We start from the raw sequence: 17,299 nt of genomic DNA on the forward strand, positions 1-17,299 counted from the left end.
CCCTGTCGGTACCACGCTTCCTCCGGGATGATCCTTATGCCCGCCCGGAGTTGTACGATCCCTGCGCCCCGGGCAAATTCAAAATTCACCCGACGGCGGCATGGCGATCCGATTCAGGCCGCCGCGCCGCCCGCCAGCGCCCTGAGGTTGACCTCGACCCCCTTCTCCTTCGAAACCTGCTTCACGACTTCGGTGATGACCTCTTCCGTGACGGGCAGATCTTTCAGCACCGTGCCGACCATCACCATGTTGACCGCCTTGCCGTTGCCGGCTTCGCGGGCGATAGCAAGGGCGTCAACTCCGAGAGCGTTGTCGCAGGCGGCGGCAATCTGCTCTTCCACATCATCCGGATAGACCGCCAGTCCGGCGGCCACGGTGCTCGGATTGATCGAAACCTGGTTGTAGACCAGCCGTCCCCCGGGCTTGAGATAGTGAAGGTAGCGCAGCGCCTCCAGCGGTTCAAATGAGATCAGCAGATCAGCCGTGCCGGGCATCACCACCGGCGACGCGACCTTCTCCCCCATACGCACGAAGCTGATGACGCTGCCGCCGCGCTGGGCCATGCCGTGAACTTCATTCTGCTTGACATCCAGGCCGCCGGCCAGAGCACTCTCGGCCAGCACCTTCGAAGCCATCAGCACTCCCTGGCCACCGACCCCGGCAATGACGATATTAAAGATTGGCATTGTTCTCTCCCTCGATTTCATGCATCGCGTCGAATTTACACATCTGCCTGCAGACCCCGCAGCCGTTGCAGACGTTGGGATCAACCTGGACCTTCGGCTTCTCTCCCGAAGCGGTCAGGCCGAGCGCCATGCAGGCGACCTTCAGGCAGGCGCGACAACCGGTGCACTTGTCCTGATCGACAGTCATCGCCGGTTTGCGGATCTTGTAGCGCAGCACACAGGGGTTGCGGTCGATCAGCACGTAGGGACCGGGTGTTTCCAGGCCCTTCCTGATTGCCGCCTCGGTGGCGGCGAGATCGTAGGTGTTGAGTTCGACAACGTTGTCAATGCCGAGCGCCTTGACCAGCGGCACCATATCGACCTGGCGGGTCGGATTGCCCTGCAGGGTCTTGCCGGTGCCGGGATTCTCCTGGCCGCCGGTCATGCCGGTGGCGCGGTTGTCCATGATGATGACCAGCGCGTTGCCGCCGTTGAAGGCCAGACTCAGCAGGCCGGTCATCCCGGAATGGAAGAAGGTCGAATCGCCGATCACCGCCACCGGTTTTTCATCGCGGCCGGCAATCGCGTTGACCCGGGCCATGCCGTGGGCGGCGCTGATGCTGGCGCCCATGTCGATCACCGAGTGCATGGCGCCCATCGGCGGCAGGGCGCCGAGGGTGTAGCAGCCGATGTCGCCGGAGACAAAGGTCTTCAGCTTGCTGAGGATGGTGAACAGGCCGCGGTGAGCGCAGCTGGGACAGAAGACCGGCGGGCGCTGCGGCAACCCTTCGACCGGGGCGGCGGCCTCGGCCACCGGGTCGCCGAGAGCGGCGCGAATCAGGTCGGCGTTGATCTCGCCGCACAGCGGCAGCCTGTTCTTGCCGATCTCGACCGCGATGCCCATGGCGCGAATCTGCTCCTCGAAGATCGCGTCCATCTCCTCGACCACCATCAACCGTTTGACGCTGCCGGCAAACTCGCGGATCTTGCGTTCCGGCAGGGGATGCACCAGCCCGAGCTTGAGGACCGACGCGTTCGGGAAGGCCTCGCGGACGTGCTGATAGGAAACACCGGAAGTGATGATGCCGAGCTCGGTATCACCCATCTCAACCCGGTTCAGAGGCGTGGTCTCGGCATATTCCTGCAGTTTCAGCAGCCGCGCCTCAACCTCGACATGCTTGATCTTGCCGAAATTGGGCAGCATCACGTACTTGGGGACATCCTTGACCCATTCGCCGACCTGCGGGGTGATTTTCTCCCGCGGGACAACCACCCCCTTGGCATGGGAAATCCGGGTGGTGGTACGCAGCATCACCGGAGTATCGAACTGCTCGGAGATCTCGAACGCCGTCCGCACCATGTCGTAGGCATCCTGGGAATCGGCCGGGTCGAGCATCGGGATCTTGGCGAAGCGCGCGTAGTGGCGGCTGTCCTGCTCGTTCTGTGACGAGTGCATCCCCGGATCGTCGGCCACCATCAGGATCAGCCCGGCATTGACCCCGGTATAGGTCAGGGTCATCAGCGGATCGGCGGCGACATTGACGCCGACGTGCTTCATCGTCGCCAGCGACCTGCCGCCGGCGATGCTGCCGCCGATCGCCGCTTCGAGGGCGACCTTTTCGTTGGCCGCCCACTCGCAGTAAACCTCGCCCAGGCGGGCGACTTCCTCCAGGGTTTCGGTGCTGGGCGTGCCGGGATAACCGGAGGCGAAAACCCCGCCACCGTCGGTAAACCCGAGCGCTATGGCTTCATTGCCGGAAATGATTTTTTTCATCAACAATCCATCCCTTGTCTGTACCTTGTTCAGGCGTTAATTGACTCCTGACCGGATAGTCCGGGCAGCCTTCATTAGACAACATCAACCGAACGGGCAGTCTAGACGAAACAAAACCGTCTTTCCAGCCCAATCGACCAGCACGCCGGCCCCGAGACATGGGACCTGCCTGAATCAGTGCGTTCAGGTTCTATTTCGGCCGCCGGTCCTCGATCCGCTGGGCCTTGCCCTGGCTGCGCGGGATACTGCCCGGCGGCACCAGGTTGACCTCGACGCTGATGCCGATGACATCCTTGATATCCTGCTGCAGGTGGCGGACCTTGCTGCGCACCGCGGCGACATCTTCGAGAATATCGAACTCGGCCCCCTTGAGAACATCGGCCGCCGCCTTGATCATGAACTCCTCGGTCACCTCGACCTTGACCCGCAGCGAATCCATCACCCCCTTGCGCTCGACGATCACCATGTAGTGCGGCGAAACCCCTTCGCGCTTCATGATCACCGCCTCGATCTGCGACGGGAAGACGTTGACACCGCGGATGATCAGCATGTCGTCGCTGCGGCCGCTGACCCGCGCCATCTTCACCAGGGTACGACCACAGGAACAGGTGCCGTAGGTCAGGCGGGAGATGTCCCGGGTCCGGTAACGCAGCAGCGGCTGACCGTATTTGTTGATGGTGGTGAAGACCAGCTCTCCCTCTTCCCCTTCCGGCAGCACTTCGCCGCTGTCGGGGTCGATGATCTCCGGGTAGAAGAAATCCTCGTTGACGTGCAGACCGCTCTGCTCTTCCCGACACTCGAAAGAGACGCCGGGACCGGTGATCTCGGAAAGGCCGTAGATGTCGCAGACCGTGATCCCGAACTTGTCCTGGATCGAATGGCGCATCGACTCGCTCCAGGGCTCGGCGCCGCAGAGCGCGCTCTTCAGGTTGAGGCTCTTGAAGTCGACCCCCATCTGCTCGCCGACCTCGTAGATGTGCATCAGGAAGGAGGGAGTCGAGGTCAGGGCGGTGGAACCGAAGTCCTCCATCAGCATAATCTGCTTCTGGGTGTTGCCGCCGGAGATCGGAATCACCCCCGCGCCGACCTTCAGGGCGCCGTAATGAGCTCCCAGGCCGCCGGTGAAGAGGCCGTAACCGAAAATATTCTGCACCACGTCATTCTTGCCGATGCCGGCGCCGGTGCAGGTGCGGGCCATCGACTCGGACCAGACCTCGAGGTCCTGGCGGGTATAGCCGACGGCGATCGGCTTGCCGGTGGTGCCGGAAGTGGCATGGTACTCGACAATCTCTTCCGGCGACGCGCTGAACATCTTGAACGGATAGTTGTCGCGCAGATCCTGCTTGGTGGTAAAGGGCAGCCGGCGGATATCATCAAGCGAGCGGATGTCGTCCGGGGTCACTCCCAGGTCATCCAGCTTCTTCCGGTAATGGGCGTTGCGCTCATAGACGTAGGCGACGGTCCTCTGCAGACCGGCAAGCTGGATGGCCCGCATTTCGTCACGACTGAGGGTTTCCTCTTTGCTCCATGCCATGGTTCTCTCTCCTTGTTCGATAGCCGGGTCGATGACAGACGATTACAGATAATTCAATTCCCGCGCCTGCTCCCTGATCTCATCACGGAAGCGCGGATGAGCGATCTTGATCAGGGCCGCGGTACGCTGCCGGACGGTTTTGCCGTAGAGGTCGGCAATGCCGTACTCGGTCACCACGTAATGGACGTGATTACGGCTGGTGACCACCCCGGCCCCATGCTTGAGCAGGGGCACGATACGACTGAGCACCGTACCGTCCCGCAGGGTCGAGGTGCTCGGCAGGGCGATGATCGGCACCCCGCCCTTCGAGCGGGAGGCGCCGTAAATGAAATCGAGCTGGCCGCCGACCGCCGAGTGGAAGCGGGGACCGATGCTGTCGGCACAGACCTGGCCGGTGAGATCGACCTCGATCGCCGAGTTGATCGCCACCATGCGCTCGTTCTGCGCCACCACGAAGGGATCGTTGACATACTCGGTGCGGTGCAGCTCCACCAGCGGGTTGTTGTCCACCCAGTCGTAGAGGCGTCGGGTGCCGAGCAGGAAACCGCAGATGATCTTGCCCGGGTGGAGGGTCTTGCGGGCGCCGTTGAGCACCCCCGCCTCGACCAGGTCGATCACCCCGTCGGAGATCAGTTCGGAATGGACACCGAGGTCCTTCTTGTCCTTGAGGAACTTGAGCACCGCGTTGGGAATCGCCCCGATCCCCATCTGCATGGTCGCGCCGTCGGGGATCAGCTCGGCGATGTGCGCGGCGATCCCCTCGACCACCTCGCCGTCGGCGTCATCCCCCATCGGCATCTCGAACAGCGGCGTGTCGCTGGGGATGATGTAGTCCATCTTGTCGATGTGCATGGCGGTATCGCCGAGGGTGCGCGGCATCTGCTCGTTGACCTGGGCGATGACGATCTTTGAAACCTCCGCCGCCGAGATGGTGAGCCCCGATTCCGCCCCCATGGAGCAGAAACCGTTTTCATCCGGCGTTGAAACATGGATCAGGGCGACATCCACCGGCAGGTGGCCGTCCTTGAACAGCAACGGGAATTCAGACAGCATCACCGGGGTGAAATCGGCCCGTCCCTGATTGATCGCCTTGCGCACGTTGGCGCTGATGAACATCGAGTTGATGCGCAGGTGGCCCTCCATCTCCGGGGCGACATAGTCGGCCGGGCAGATGGTCAGCGGGTGGCAGACCTCGACATCGCGCAATTCCGGCGCCCGCCGCACCAGGGCGTCAAGCAGCGGCAGCGGCACCGAGGCGTTGCCGGTCAGAAAGACCCGATCGCCCGACTTGATGGCCTTGACCGCCTCGTCCGGGGTGGTGGTCCGCTCCTGGTAGATCTGTCGCCAGTTGGCCTGCTCCGAGGTTCCGCTCTGCATCATCAACTCCTTTGCCCTGGTTCCCTGGGTGCCGCACCCCGGGCGATCACAAGGACCGCCCCGGCAGCATGTTTCTTCAAATGCGGATGCGGCCGTCGACCGCGAAGGCCCGATCGGCAAACGCCATGATCGGGTTGAGATCCATCTCCTGAATCATCGGCAGGTCGGTCAGCAGCTGTGACACCCGCTGAATCAGTTCGATCACCGCCTGCTTGTCGATTCCGGCCTCGCCGCGAACCCCGTCAAGCAGGGCGGCGGTCTTGATGCCGGAGAGCATCTCCTCGGCCTCGACCCGGGTGACCGGGGCGATCTTGAACACCACGTCCTTGAGGACCTCGACATAGATGCCGCCGAGGCCGAACATCACCAGGTGCCCCAGTTCCCGCTCGGCACTGGCGCCGATGATCAACTCGCGGCCGCCGGGCAGGAATTTCTGCACCAGGAACCTCAGTTCGCCGTGCCCGCCGAGACGGGCCTGCATCTCCTCCACGGCGGCGCGCACCGCGGCCCCGTCCGCCAGGTTGACGGCGACGCCGCCCATGTCGCTCTTGTGATCAATGGCGGCACAGTCGACCTTGACCACCACCGGGTAGCCGATGCGATCGGCGGCGGCGACCGCCTGTGCGGCGTCATCCGTCACCGCCCAGGGAGCGACCGGGATGCCGTAGGCCTCGAAAATGGAATAGACCTCCTCGGCCGAGAGCACCGCGCGACCGTCCTCGCGGGCCTGGTCGATGACCGCCCGGGCGCGGGAAGCGTCGGTACCGGAGAAAACCTCCGGCTGACCGATATCGCGCTGCCTGATCCGCCCGTAGCGCACCAGCGCCCCCAGCGCGCGGGCGGCATCCCCCGGGTTGGCATAGAAGGGCACCCCGCCCTCGCGGAGAATCGCCTCAGTCTTCCGGTAGCGCTCCAGCTTGAGGTTGGTCATGAAGTTGCAGACCAGCGGCTTGCGCCCCTGGCGGCTGACCTCGACGATCTGCCGCGCCACCTCGTCGGTGTCGGTGAAGGGCGCGGTGACGAAATTCATGAACACGCAGTCGATCTGGTCATCGTCCATCAGCACGTCGAGAGCGGCCCGGAACTGCGGTCCGCCGGCGGTGGCGACGACATCGATCGGGTTCTCCAGCGCCGCTTCGGGGAACTGGGTCTCCCGCAACCGGGCGATGGAAGCTTCACAGAGCTTGGGAACTTCGAGGTCGAAGTCGACCAGCACGTCGGTGGCGATCACCGCCGGGCCGCCGGTGTTGGTGATGATGCCGATGCGGTTGCCCTTCGGAATCGGCTGGCTGGAGAAGGCCATCGCCGCGCGCACCATCTCCCCCTCGTCGCGGAAGGGCAGGATACCAATCTTCTCGAAAATCAGCTCGGTGGCGATATCGACCCCGGCCAGCGAGCCGGTATGCGAGGAGGCGGCTTTGGCGCCCTGCTCGGTGCGGCCGGCCTTCATCGCCAGGATCGGCTTGCGGCTCGCCACGTCGCGGGCGATTTCGAGAAATTCGCGCGGTTTGTCGAAGCCCTCGGTGTAGAGAATGATCGCCCGGGTCCCCTCGTCCTGTCCGTAGTACTGGAGAATTTCCGGGATCGAGACATCGCAGGCGTTGCCATTGCTGGCATAGAGCCGCTGGCCGATTTCGAGATCATCCAGCGCCTGCATGATCAGCGCCCCGACCCCGCCGGAGAGGGCGACCACCGAGATGCTGCCCGGCTTGGGAAAGGTGAAGGTGAAGTTGCAGTAGGCATTCAGCTCCGGATCGGAATTGATGATCCCCTGGCAGTTGGGCCCGAACACACGGATGCCGTATTCGCGGGCATAGCCGAGAAACTCCGCCTGCAGCCTGGCCCCCTCTTCCCCCATCTCGCTGAAACCGGCGGTGTTGATGATCACCGCCTTGACTCCCTTTTCACCGCACTCCTTCATCGCCTGGGGAACAAACGGACTGGGAACGATAATATGCGCCAGGTCGATCTCGCCCGGCACGTCGGCCAGCGCAGGATAGGCCTTGAGCCCGCAGACCTCCGACGCCCTGGGATTGATCGGATAGATCTTCCCCTTGTAGTCGTAGCGCTGCAGGTTGCGGATAATGACATTGCCGATCGAGAGCTCCTTGGTGGAGGCGCCGACCAGGGCAACCGCTTTGGGTTCAAACAGGGCTTCAAGCATGATCTTTTCTCTCCTCCAGCTGTTCAATGAAAGCTTCGACATTGGTCACGGTCTGTTCATCGGAAACACAGCGCAGGTCGTTGAGATCGCCGGAGATCACCAGGCTGGGAATGCCGGTCTCCCGCTCCAGGCGCTGAGGCATGCCGTAGCGACTGTTGGAATTGCAGGGGCAGGTCTTGGCGTCGTGGTAGATGATGCCGTCGATGCGGAATTTTTCCAGCATCTGCTTGATGTACTGCTCCTTGTAGGCGTCGGAACGGACAATGAACAGCCCCAGGTAGGCCCTGGCCATGCTGCGGATCGGCTCTTCGGGATCGAAGTCGGGAAAAATCCAGCTGCTGCAGTAGGTGGAGACCAGGACGCTGACATTGAGCCGGGCGAACAGTTCGGAGTGCTGGCGAAGCCTCCCCCAGACCGGCATCCCTTCCCAGTAGATGCGGTACTGCTCGTCATCAACCGCCCCGCTGCCGTCGGCAATGCGCTGCTGCAGTTCGGCCAGCAGCTGCCGGTAGTAGTCGACCGCCTGCCGGGTGCCGCGCAGCACCACCGCCGGGCCCATATGGATGGTGCCGTCGAAGAAGGTCAGCGGCGCCGGAACCGCCATCGCCGTCTCCAGCACCTGGCGCCAGAGTTCGGTGCATTCGCGGGAGAGGGCCACGGTCTCACGCAGCCGCGCCATGTCGAGGGACTGTCCGCTGACCTCTTCAAGGGTCGGGATCAGCGCCTCGATCTGGCGCGTGACATCATCGACCAGGATCTCGCTGACATCCGTGAAATTCTTCGGCGAGGTAATACCGATGCAGGGCACGTCAAACTCGCGGGCGTACCAGGAGAACCAGTCCTGGACGTCACGGCACTGGTTGGTGTTGTAGACCAGCACGTCGGGACGCGGCGGTGCCTCGATGCCGGGATAGGCCCTGGCGAGCGGGGAGATCCCCTTGAGATGGGCGCCGATGTCGGCGGTCAGGTAGGAACAGATATCGGGCGAGTAGCCGATGGTGTTGGCTTCGGGAATCAGTTCGGTGGCCATGCGCGTCGCACCGAGCATGGCGGCGTGATTCTCGGGGAAATGAACCGCAAACCCCATCGCCCGCAGCAGTTCGGCCGGGCCGACGCTGGTACACCAGGCGACTTTGCGATCGGAAGCCGCGGCCGCATCGTTGAGGTCGTAGAAATACTCGGACATGATTTTCATCATCTGCCCGGTGGATTCGATCTTCTTCCGTGCCGGTTGTTTCTCCGCTGCCATGAATCAACTCCCGCAAAAAATGGGTTCCATCAAGGTTGCCACCCGCTCGCTTCGCTCGCTCAAGACACCAAGCTCACCAAGAAAATCTTTTCTGTTTTTCTGTTTTCTGTATGTTCTGTCTGGTTAATTGTTTTCTGCTGTCTTGGCGTCCTTGGTGTCTTGGTGGCTCCAGGTCTTCAGTTTTCCGCGTCCTCCCGCGCGAACAGCGCCGCGCCGATGGCACCGGTCAGCTGGGGATACTCCGGCAGCAGCACCGACCGACCGATCATCTCTTCGGTCATCTCCACCAGGTAGGGGTTGTGAGCCACCACCCCGCCGCACAGCACCACTTTTTCGGTCAGGGAATCCATCTCCAGCACCCGCTGGATCATCGAGTAGAAGATTCCCTTGATGATGTCGGCCACCGGTTTGCCGTGACGGATACTCTCCAGCACCTCGGTGGCGGAGAAAACGGTACAGTAGCTGCCGATCTTGATCATCTCCGTTGCCCGCCGCGCCAGGTTGTTCATCTCCTGCAGCGGGATATCGAGCCGGGCCGACATCTCTTCCAGGAACGCGCCGGTGCCGGCGGCACACTTGCGGTTCATCTTGAACCCCTGGCGCCGCCCGGCGGCGTCGAGCTTGATAATCTTGTTGTCCTGGCCGCCGATATCGATAATGGTCTGCGCCTCGGGAAAACTGTGAAAGCAGCCCCGGGCGTGACAACTGATCTCGGTCTTGCTGCGACTGGTGACAAAGGTGACGTTGCTGCGTCCGTAACCGGTGGCCATGGCGCCGCCGATATCGCTCCGCCCGGCCCCGGCCCTGAGCAGCGCGTCATCGAGGCAGATTGCCGCAGTGGCGGCAAAGTCGATCCCGGACTTCTTGACCGCGTGACCGAGCAGGGCTCCCTGATCGTCAATCACGACAACCTTGGTCCGCGAGGCTCCCATGTCGAGCCCGATAAAAACCGGCCGGGTCATAAACTGTCCTCAGTCTCGGTCGCCCCGGTCAGTACCGGGCCGCCTCCGACTCGATGGTCCGCACCAGGTTGACCAGGCGCGGGCCGATATCATCTTCCAGCATGTGCCTGCGCAGCACGAAAGAGGGGGCCGCGCAGTTGAAGGTCAGCAGCCGGCAACCGGCAACCGGCAGCATCGGTACGCCGACGGCGTTGACGTCACTGCGCCAGTCACCGATGGAGAAACAGAATCCGCGTTCGCGGTAATCACGCAGCGCCTGCTCAATCCCCGCCTTATGCTGCGGCCAGGAGGCCTCGTCGCGCTTGCGGATATGATCAAGCAGCTGCTCCCGCTCCGGCTCCGGCAGTCCGCAGAGCAGCGCCCGTCCCATGGCGGTGGTCGCAATCGGCACCCGGGTGCCGGGCTCCCGCCGCAGGGAAACCGTGGCGGCGGTGCTGTGACGGCCGTCGAGATAGATCATCCCGAGCCGGTCGCGGGTGCCGACCGAAACAACGGTGTGCGAATAATCAGCCAGCTCCTGCATCAGCGGGCGGGCGATCTTCAACACATCCATATTGGTGAGCAGGGAATACCCGAGGGAAAGGACCGAGGTGCCGAGCTGGTACTTGCCCAGCCGTTCGTCATGGTACAGGTAACCCATCCGGGTCAGGGTATAGGTAAGCCGGGAAACGGTCGGCTTCGGCAACCCGGTGCGCCGGGCGATGTCCTGATTCCCCAGGTGCCGATCGTGCGGACGGAAGCAGCGCAGCACTTCCAGACCTCGTGCCAGAGCGGTGACGAACTGCCGGTCCTGGCTGTTGCCGCCAGGTTCGACACTGAACGCGTAGTCGCGTTCCAGCAGCTCGTCCCGACCATTCTTCAAATTGTCTGCCGCCTGGTCACTCATCCGCAAAGCCATTCTGGTAGAAGGGGCGAAAAACAGCTCTTGCCGTGCCTCATCTCTACCGAAAAGGGCGAATCATGTCAAGGCAATAAAACGATGTTTTTTGAAAATCAGTTTCGCACTGCAAAATAGAGTAACCCCATGGGCTTTCTTTTAAATGCCTTTAAAACAACTCAATATCCCATCGATGCAGGCCGAACAAGCCCTAACAGCCTGTGTTTCATGGGACATGACGGAACCCTGAATTTCGCGGAAAATTACTGTTTACAAACGTTGTGTTGTCAGGTAGGATTTACACAAATTGGAATTTAGTTTCGCACTGCGAAACACAAAACCGGGGCAACCAATCTCGGCATGCACAGTATCGCCAGTATTCACACGACAGTATCATCCAATCTTTAAACGACCTGGAACCAACAGAGAGGGCACACCTATGAAACCGATTACAACCGTCGGCGTCGTCGGCGCCGGAACCATGGGGTCGGCGATTGCACAACACTTCATCATGAAGGGTCTGCCGGTCATTCTTGTCGACCAGCAGGACGCTTTCCTGGAAAAGGGTGTCGGCCATATCCGCTCTTCCCTGGAAGAAGCCCTGCAGCGCAGGCTGATCGACCAGGCCGGTTTCGAGCAGATCCTCGGCCGTCTGCACTGCACCACCGATCAGGGAGAACTGGCGAAAGCCGACCTGGTGGTGGAAGCCATCTTCGAAAATCTGGCGGTCAAGAAGCAGCTGTTCGCCGAACTGGAGCAGGTCGTCGGTGCCGACTGCATCCTCGCCAGCAATACCTCCTCTTTCCTGATCAGTGAAATCGCCGCCGACCTGAAGACCCCCGAACGGGTGCTCGGCGTTCACTACTTCTACCACGCGGCCAAGAACAAGCTGGTGGAGATCATCCCCGGCGAGAAGACCGACAGCGCCATCGTCACCGCGCTGGAAAACTTCTACAGCTACTACGACAAGACCCCGATTCTGGTCAAGGACGCGCCCGGCTTCGCCGTCAACCGCTTCTTCGTCCCCTGGCTCAACGAAGCCGCCCGGCTCTACGAAGAGGGTTTCGGCAGCATCGCCTTCATCGACCGGGTCGCCTGCGAGGTTTTCGGCGTTGGCATGGGCCCCTTCGCGCTGATGAACGCCACCGGGGTGCCGATCGCCATGCACGCCGCCGACGGCCTGGCCGGCGAACTCGGTCCCTTCTACGCTCCTGCGGAAATTCTCTGCCGGCAGGTCGCGTCGAAACAGGACTGGAATGTCGAGGACAACAGCCTGCTGAACAACGGTTCCGACCGTGAAGATGTCGTCACCCGCCGGCTGGTCGGCGCCAGCCTCGGGGTTGCCGCGCAGATGGTCGACGAGGGCGTGGTCGACGCGACCTCCGCCGATCTCGGCGCCCGGGCCGGCCTGCGCTGGCCGGTCGGCCCCTTCGAACTGCTCGCCAAACTCGGCCCGGACAATGTCCGGGACATGGTCGAAAGCGTCTTCTCCAGCTGGCAGCTGCCCCTGCCGGGCTGCCTCACCGCTGCCGGCGCCGGGGCCCTGACCCTCGACTGGGTGACCAGCGAAGTGGTCGGCAGAACCGGCTTCATCATCTTCAACCTCCCCGACCGGATGAATCCCCTCGGCGAACAGGTGATGAACCAGCTCGACCGCTGCGTCGATGAACTCAACGCCCGCGACGATATCGACAAGATCATCATCCACGGCAAGGGCAAGGCCTTTATCGCCGGCGCCGACATCAAGTTCTTCCTCGATGCCATGGCGGCCGACGATCTGCAGCGCATCCAGACCTTCACCGATTTCGGCCAGCAGGTTCTGAACAAGATCAGCTCTTCCAGCAAGGCGACCTGTGCCTTCCTTGACGGCCTGACCCTGGGCGGCGGACTGGAACTGGCGCTGGCCTGCGACTACCGCATCGGCACCCGCAAATCGGTGCTCGCCTTTCCCGAAACCGGCATCGGCATCTACCCGGGGCTCGGCGGCACCCAACGGACCCCGCGCCTGATCGGCGTCGGCCGCGCCAAGCTGCTGATCGCCACCGGCCAGTTCATCAACGCCAAACAGGCCTTCGCCTACGGGCTGGTCGACGCGGTTATCGATCCTCCCTTCGACTGGCGGGAACTGGCGGACTTCAACATCGACAAACCCCAGGCCGGACGTACCGAGGAAACCCCGGAAGAAGCCGCCTTTGCCGCTTTCGACGGTGACCTGAGCAATCCGCTGCTCGACCGCGAAGGCTTCGAGAAACAGGCCAAGGGCATCCGCCGCAAGGCTCCCGGGGCATTGAAAACAGCCATGGAACTGATCGACAAAGGCCGGGATCTCGACCTGGCCGCGGCCCTGCAACTGGAGTTGGACGGCCTGCAGACCATCTTCGCCTCCCAGGATGCGAAAATCGGCCTGAGCAGCATCATCAGCGGTCAGAAGCCGGTCTTTACCGGCAAATAAACGAAAACATGCCGCCAAGACGCCAGAAAAATCTGAATGAACCTGAAAATCGGCTAAAGGAGAAGGGCCAAAGGCCAGTGGCGAAGTTTTTTCGTTAAAACCTTTAGCCCCTTACCCTTCGCCGTCTTCACTTCTTCAGGTGTCTTGGCGACCAACGATTTAAAACAAACCTGAATCAGTGAGTTCCTGTTGGATGGAGAGTGCAAGTGCTTGGTCTGAATGAGATTTCCAAAAATCTGAAGCGCACCCACAGGTTCGCTGGTGATTTTTGGAAAGTTCAGGCAGGTCAATGACTTGTGCTATCCGCCGACAAGGTGCTCACTGATTCAGGACAAAGCAAAGGAGCTTCCATGAGCGCAAGTGTAAAGGGATTTCGGGACAGTCAGAGCGGCAGCGGCGCCCTGTTCGAGGATGTCTACCTGATCGACGGCAAGCGGACCCCGTTCGGCAAGTACACCGGCAGCCTCTCCAGCATGTCACCGACCGACCTCGGCATTCTCGCCGGCCGGGCGGCGATCGAGGCGGCCGGGGTACCGGCTGCGGAGATCGACCAGACCATCGTCGCCAACATCGGCCAGGCCAGCGCCGACTGCTTTTTCCTCCCCCGGCACATCGCCCTCTACAGCGGCGCGCCGTTGCAGAGTACCGCCCTTCTGACCCAGCGGATCTGCGGCTCGGGAATGGAACTGCTGGGCCAGGCGGCGGAACAGATCGCCCTCGGCAAGGCGCAGCTGGTCCTCGGCTGCGGCACTGACACCATGAGCCGCTTCCCCCTCGCCTCCTACTCCGCCCGCCAGGGTTTCCCGCTGGGGCGGCCGGAATTTGTCGACCTGCTCTGGGAGGCCCTCAATGACACCGCCGCCGTTCCCATGGGCTGCACCGCCGACAACCTGGCACGGGAATACAATCTCAGCCGGGAAGAGGTCGACGCCTTTGCCATGCGCAGCCAGGAACGCTACGCGACCGCGCAGCAGAACGGCTTCTTCGAGGGAGAAATCGCCCCGATCGCTCCCAAGGGGGTGCTGGAGATGGGGGATTACAAACCCCGCAAGTACCGCCTGAACAGCCGCGAAGAGTGCGGAGCCGACGAGCATCCGCGCCGCACCACCCTGGAACAGCTGGCCAGGCTGCCCTTCGTTTTCAGCAAGGAGGGGCCGACCACCGCCGGCAGCGCCTCCGGCATCGTCGACGGCGCAGCGGCGATGATGGTCGCCTCCGGCGACTACGTCCGCGCCCACGGCCTGAAACCGCTGGGCAAAATCCGCGGCTTCGCCGCCAGCGGCGTGCGCCCCGACATCATGGGCATCGGCCCGGCACCCTCGATCCGCCTGCTGCTGAAACAACTTGGCATGCAGCTGGGAGACATCGATCGCTTTGAAATCAACGAGGCCTTCGCCGCCCAGTGCCTGGCCGTTGCTCGGGAACTGCAGCTCGACGAGGACAAGCTCAACATCAACGGCGGCGCCATCGCCATCGGCCATCCCCTCGGCGCCACCGGCGTGCGTCTCACCCTGACCTGCCTGAAAACCCTGCAACGCGACGGCAAGCAGTTCGGCATCGCCTCGGCCTGCATCGGCGGCGGCCAGGGAATCGCCCTGGCCGTGGAGGCCTGCTGATGACGGCGGCCGCGGAAAAGGGCGCGCGGGTGGTGCTGATCACCGGCGCCGGCCGGGGCATCGGCGCCGCCATCGCCCGACGCTTCGCCGCCGAGGGAGCACGCCTGGCGCTGGTGGATGTCAACGCCGGGCAGCTGCAGTCCTTCGCCGCCGAACTGGAGGCGGACGGCTGCCAGGTGCTGCCGATCAGTGCCGACATCACCGACAAGGCCCGGGTCGAACAACTGATGGCCGAGGTGACCGGTCACTTCGGGCGGCTCGACGTGCTGGTCAACAATGCCGGCATCATTCGCGACGGCTTCATCAGCAAGATTTCCGAACAGGACTGGGACCAGGTCATCGACGTCAATCTCAAGGGCGCCTTCCTCTGCTGCCAGGCGGCCTTCCCGACCCTGAAGGCCCAGCAGTACGGCAAGATCGTCAATATCGTCTCGCGCGCCTGGCTCGGCAATATCGGCCAGGCCAACTACTCAGCCAGCAAGGGTGGGCTGGTCAGCCTGACCCGCACCCTGGCCCTGGAGTTCGCCCGCTTCCAGATCAATGTCAACGCCGTGGCGCCGGGCCTGATCGACACCCCGATGAGCCAGAGCATGCCGGAAGAGGCGCGGGCAAGGCTGATCCGCATGCAGCCGACCGGCAAGATGGGCAAAGTCGAGGACATCGCCGCCGCGGTCGCCTTCCTCGCCTCCGACGACGCCGTCTTCATCACCGGCCAGGTGCTGCATGTCGACGGCGGCAAGAGCTGCGGGTTGTTGTCACTGTAAGAAAAACAAGTCGTTGGGCCACCAAGACACCAAGGACACCAAGCAAGCAAAAGCAAAGAGGGCTCCGGTTATTGCAAATTCCCACCTTCTGATGCTTTAACCTTTTCCTTGCTTCCCGTCTTGAATTCTTCCTTGGTGCTCTTGGTGTCTTGGTGGCAAAAGCCTTAAAAGGGATTCTTAGATGAACGCCTACCTGATCGAAGCCGGACGCACCGCCATCGGCCGGGCCCACCCGGACAAGGGCCTGTACCGCGAGGTTCGCGCCGATGTCCTGCTGGCGGAGTTGATGCGGAAGACGCTGGCGGAAATGGAGGCCGGTGAAGAACTGACCGCCGCCATCGACGACGTCTACATCGGCTGCGTCGGCCAGCACCTCGAGCAGGGCAAGAACATCGCCCGCCTGGCGCTGCTGCTGGCCGGGCTTCCCGAAACCCTGCCCGGCACCACCGTCAACCGGCTCTGCGCTTCCAGCCTGCAGGCCTTCAATTTCGCCGCCTCGACCATCGCCGCAGGACACGCCGGGCTGCTGCTCGCCGGGGGCGTGGAGCACATGACCCACGTGCCGATGCAGGCGGCCACCGATTACCACCAGGGGCTGCTGGACCGCTACCCCTTTCCGTTCAACAACATGGGACTGACCGCAGAGAAGGTCGCCCGCGACTATGCCGTCAGCCGCCACGACCAGGACGCCTTCGCGGTGGAAAGCCACCGCCGGGCCCTGGCGGCCCGCAACGCCGGACATTTCGCCCGCGAGATCCTGCCGATCGACACCCCCGCCGGCCCCGCCCGTGACGACCAGTCACCGCGCCCGGGAACCAGCCTCGAAGCCCTGGCCGGGCTGAAGACCATCTTCGCCGCCGACGGTTCGGTCACCGCCGGAAACAGCTCGCCCCTCAACGACGGCGCCAGCCTGACCCTGCTCGCCTCCGAAGCCGCCTGTGAGCGCTTCGGCCTGAAACCGCGGGCGCGGGTGGTCGATTTCGCCGTCGTCGGCCTCGATCCCTGCACCATGGGCATGGGTCCGGTCCCGGCGATCCGCGCCCTGCTGCGGAAAACCGGCCTCGGTCTCGACCGGATCGACCGCTTCGAACTCAATGAGGCCTTCGCCAGCCAGGCGCTGGCCTGCATCCGCGAGCTGGAACTGGATCCGGACAAGGTCAACCCCTGGGGCGGCGCCATCGCCCTCGGTCATCCCCTCGGCTGCACCGGCACCCGGCTGATCACCACCCTGCTCAACGGCCTGGAAGAGAGCGGCGGCCGGTTCGGCATCGCCTCGCTCTGCATCGGCCACGGTCAGGGAATGGCGACCCTGATCGAGAGGCTCTGAGAGCCATGCCGCAGGCCGCCGTCGAGTTCGAGGTCCGCTACGCCGAAACCGACCAGATGGGCGTGGTCCATCACGCCAACTACCTGGTCTGGTTCGAACTGGCCCGGACCCGCTACTGTGCCGAGGCCGGGCTGCCCTACCCGGAGATCGAGGCCCGCGGCTACCTGATGATCATCACCCGGGCCGAACAGGACTACCGCCGGGCGGCCCGCTACGGCGACACCATCAGGGCGAGCTGCCGGCTCGACCGGATCAGCAGGCGCGGCCTGCAGTTCAACTACCGGATCGAACGGGGCGATGAGCTGCTGACCACCGGCAGCACCCGGCACATCTGGGTGAAGAAGGACAGCCTGCAGCCCTGCAGTCTGCCGGGGGAACTGCAGGAGAAATTCACCGACAGGGACAAATAAATTCTGCCACCAAGGCACAAAGTCCACCAAGAAAATCTAGAGTTAACGTCGGGACAAAAAAGGATTAAAAAGAAGATTCGAAATGCGGAGTTTTTGAAGTTACCTCAAGGCAGGTTTGCGCTTTTTCT

General features: G+C 62.8%; 13 protein-coding genes. 5 read left to right on the forward strand and 8 right to left on the reverse strand.

The genetic code is table 11. The features are described 5' to 3' along the window. Window positions 1-113: 113 nt before the first annotated feature. From B5V00_RS10100 to B5V00_RS10135, 8 genes are all read right to left on the reverse strand, one after another. The gene (locus B5V00_RS10100) at window positions 114-686 is read right to left on the reverse strand and encodes an indolepyruvate oxidoreductase subunit beta (protein ID WP_085010671.1); all 573 of its coding nucleotides are present in this window, start codon (window positions 684-686) and stop codon (window positions 114-116) included. After that, the gene (iorA, locus tag B5V00_RS10105; RefSeq protein ID WP_085010672.1) at window positions 673-2,439 is read right to left on the reverse strand and encodes an indolepyruvate ferredoxin oxidoreductase subunit alpha; all 1,767 of its coding nucleotides are present in this window, start codon (window positions 2,437-2,439) and stop codon (window positions 673-675) included. The genes B5V00_RS10100 and iorA overlap by 14 nt, the downstream gene beginning before the upstream one ends. A 190-nt stretch (window positions 2,440-2,629) precedes the next feature. Beyond that, window positions 2,630-3,973, reverse strand: a complete 1,344-nt coding sequence (locus tag B5V00_RS10110; RefSeq protein ID WP_085010673.1) for a phenylacetate--CoA ligase family protein — start codon at window positions 3,971-3,973, stop codon at window positions 2,630-2,632. 42 nt (window positions 3,974-4,015) lie between these two features. Then, a complete protein-coding gene (locus tag B5V00_RS10115) occupies window positions 4,016-5,350 on the reverse strand; it encodes an acetyl-CoA hydrolase/transferase family protein (protein WP_139800732.1) in 1,335 nt (444 codons plus the stop codon). 76 nt (window positions 5,351-5,426) lie between these two features. Next, entirely contained in the window at window positions 5,427-7,514 is a 2,088-nt protein-coding gene (locus tag B5V00_RS10120; RefSeq protein WP_085010675.1) for an acetate--CoA ligase family protein, read from the reverse strand. Then, window positions 7,507-8,763, reverse strand: coding sequence for a 2-hydroxyacyl-CoA dehydratase subunit D (locus B5V00_RS10125; protein ID WP_085010676.1), 1,257 nt, complete (start codon window positions 8,761-8,763; stop codon window positions 7,507-7,509). The genes B5V00_RS10120 and B5V00_RS10125 overlap by 8 nt, the downstream gene beginning before the upstream one ends. Window positions 8,764-8,939: 176 nt before the next feature. Then, a complete protein-coding gene (locus tag B5V00_RS10130; protein WP_085010677.1) occupies window positions 8,940-9,725 on the reverse strand; it encodes an acyl-CoA dehydratase activase in 786 nt (261 codons plus the stop codon). A gap of 28 nt (window positions 9,726-9,753) precedes the next feature. Continuing rightward, entirely contained in the window at window positions 9,754-10,611 is an 858-nt protein-coding gene (locus B5V00_RS10135; RefSeq protein ID WP_085010778.1) for an IclR family transcriptional regulator, read from the reverse strand. Window positions 10,612-11,041: 430 nt separating this feature from the next. On the opposite strand from B5V00_RS10135, the gene B5V00_RS10140 reads away from it, so the two are divergent. The 5 genes from B5V00_RS10140 (at window position 11,042) to B5V00_RS10160 (ending at window position 17,171) form a co-directional block, all read left to right on the forward strand. Next, complete coding sequence (locus B5V00_RS10140) at window positions 11,042-13,054, forward strand: 3-hydroxyacyl-CoA dehydrogenase/enoyl-CoA hydratase family protein (protein WP_085010678.1); 2,013 nt, start codon at window positions 11,042-11,044, stop codon at window positions 13,052-13,054. Window positions 13,055-13,404: 350 nt separating this feature from the next. After that, window positions 13,405-14,670: a thiolase family protein gene (locus B5V00_RS10145; RefSeq protein WP_085010679.1), complete on the forward strand. Its 1,266-nt coding sequence runs from the start codon at window positions 13,405-13,407 to the stop codon at window positions 14,668-14,670. Continuing rightward, complete coding sequence (locus tag B5V00_RS10150) at window positions 14,670-15,434, forward strand: SDR family NAD(P)-dependent oxidoreductase (RefSeq protein ID WP_085010680.1); 765 nt, start codon at window positions 14,670-14,672, stop codon at window positions 15,432-15,434. The genes B5V00_RS10145 and B5V00_RS10150 overlap by 1 nt, the downstream gene beginning before the upstream one ends. Window positions 15,435-15,615: 181 nt before the next feature. Next, window positions 15,616-16,761 (forward strand): thiolase family protein, encoded by a 1,146-nt coding sequence (locus B5V00_RS10155; RefSeq protein WP_085010681.1) that lies wholly within the window; start codon window positions 15,616-15,618, stop codon window positions 16,759-16,761. 5 nt (window positions 16,762-16,766) lie between these two features. Further along, the gene (locus tag B5V00_RS10160; RefSeq protein WP_085010682.1) at window positions 16,767-17,171 is read left to right on the forward strand and encodes an acyl-CoA thioesterase; all 405 of its coding nucleotides are present in this window, start codon (window positions 16,767-16,769) and stop codon (window positions 17,169-17,171) included. The last annotated feature ends 128 nt before the right edge of the window (window positions 17,172-17,299 follow it).

The sequence above is a fragment of the Geothermobacter hydrogeniphilus genome, assembly GCF_002093115.1.
In the GTDB taxonomy this organism is placed as follows: Bacteria; Desulfobacterota; Desulfuromonadia; order Desulfuromonadales; family Geothermobacteraceae; genus Geothermobacter_A; species Geothermobacter_A hydrogeniphilus.

Coding starts and splice junctions, on each gene's coding strand:
- B5V00_RS10100 (WP_085010671.1), bottom strand. CDS start 686: ATGCCAATCTTTAATATCGTCATTGCCGGGGTCGGTGGCCAGGGAGTG.
- iorA (WP_085010672.1), bottom strand. CDS start 2,439: ATGAAAAAAATCATTTCCGGCAATGAAGCCATAGCGCTCGGGTTTACC.
- B5V00_RS10110 (WP_085010673.1), bottom strand. CDS start 3,973: ATGGCATGGAGCAAAGAGGAAACCCTCAGTCGTGACGAAATGCGGGCC.
- B5V00_RS10115 (WP_139800732.1), bottom strand. CDS start 5,350: ATGCAGAGCGGAACCTCGGAGCAGGCCAACTGGCGACAGATCTACCAG.
- B5V00_RS10120 (WP_085010675.1), bottom strand. CDS start 7,514: ATGCTTGAAGCCCTGTTTGAACCCAAAGCGGTTGCCCTGGTCGGCGCC.
- B5V00_RS10125 (WP_085010676.1), bottom strand. CDS start 8,763: ATGGCAGCGGAGAAACAACCGGCACGGAAGAAGATCGAATCCACCGGG.
- B5V00_RS10130 (WP_085010677.1), bottom strand. CDS start 9,725: ATGACCCGGCCGGTTTTTATCGGGCTCGACATGGGAGCCTCGCGGACC.
- B5V00_RS10135 (WP_085010778.1), bottom strand. CDS start 10,611: ATGAGTGACCAGGCGGCAGACAATTTGAAGAATGGTCGGGACGAGCTG.
- B5V00_RS10140 (WP_085010678.1), top strand. CDS start 11,042: ATGAAACCGATTACAACCGTCGGCGTCGTCGGCGCCGGAACCATGGGG.
- B5V00_RS10145 (WP_085010679.1), top strand. CDS start 13,405: ATGAGCGCAAGTGTAAAGGGATTTCGGGACAGTCAGAGCGGCAGCGGC.
- B5V00_RS10150 (WP_085010680.1), top strand. CDS start 14,670: ATGACGGCGGCCGCGGAAAAGGGCGCGCGGGTGGTGCTGATCACCGGC.
- B5V00_RS10155 (WP_085010681.1), top strand. CDS start 15,616: ATGAACGCCTACCTGATCGAAGCCGGACGCACCGCCATCGGCCGGGCC.
- B5V00_RS10160 (WP_085010682.1), top strand. CDS start 16,767: ATGCCGCAGGCCGCCGTCGAGTTCGAGGTCCGCTACGCCGAAACCGAC.